Source organism: Haloarcula sp. Atlit-7R, assembly GCF_003666065.1.
GTDB classification, from domain to species: domain Archaea; phylum Halobacteriota; class Halobacteria; order Halobacteriales; family Haloarculaceae; genus Haloarcula; species Haloarcula taiwanensis.
In genome coordinates, this window is the sequence record NZ_QXIK01000045.1 from 1 (window position 1) to 1,052 (window position 1,052).

Consider the following 1,052-nt stretch of genomic DNA (forward strand, 5'->3'; position numbering starts at 1 on the left):
GGATTATCATCTGGTCTTGCACGAGTCTCATCGGTGCATTCGGGACCCGAGTGTCCAGGAGAACATCGCTATCCCTGTTCACGAGATCAAGCAGCCCTCGACCGCCTTCATTCAGGACGAGGTCGTCGGCATCGACACCGACGCTCGGGAGGTCGCCCTCGCCGACTCCGCTGCTGTCGAGTACGACTACCTGCTGGTCGGGCTGGGTTCCCAGACCGCATTCTTCGGCATTGACGGGCTCGAAGAGCACGCTCTGACGCTCAAGAGCCTCGACGACGCCCTCAATATCCACGACAACATCCAGCAGGCCGCTCGCGAAGCCTCGACCAACGACCCCGCGCAGGTCGTCATCGGCGGCGCTGGCCTCTCGGGCATCCAGACCGCCGGCGAGGTCGCCGAGTTCCGCGACGAACACAACGCGCCCATCGACATCCACCTCGTCGAGGGCCTCGACCAGGTGCTGCCCAACAGCGACCCCGAGCTGCAGGGCGCGCTGCGCAAGCGCCTAGAAGCCGCCGACGTGAACATCAAGTGCGGTGAGTTCATCGGCGAGGTCGACGAGGAGACCGTATACATCGGCGACGAGGACGAACTGGACTACGACGTGCTGGTCTGGACCGGCGGCATCACCGGCCGCGATTGTATGCAGGATGTGGATCTGGACAAGGACGAGCGCAACCACCGCGTCCACGCTGAAGGGAACTTCCAGACGGAGGACGAACGGGTCTTCGCCATCGGCGACTCGGCGCTGATCGACCAGCCGGGCGACCAGCCCGCGCCACCGACCGCTCAGGCCGCCTGGCAGGCCGCCGAGGTGGCCGGCGAGAACCTCGCTCGCGCCGCCCGCGGCCAGCCGCTAAAGACCTGGACCCACAAGGACAAAGGGACGGTTGTTTCGGTCGGCGAGAAAGCCGTTGCCCACGACGTGGTGAACGTCCCAGTTGAGACGTTTGGCGGGCTGCCGGCGAAACTGCTGAAAAAGGCGATTGCCGCCCGCTGGATCAACGACGTGACCGGCGTTGGTCGGGCCGCCAAGGCCTGGCCCGACATGT

1 protein-coding gene is annotated in these 1,052 nt (G+C 65.4%); it reads left to right on the top strand.

Annotated elements, in window-relative coordinates; genetic code table 11:
• On the top strand, positions 1 to 1,052 hold a 1,052-nt coding region (locus D3D01_RS22515; RefSeq protein WP_233563617.1), incomplete at both ends, for an NAD(P)/FAD-dependent oxidoreductase.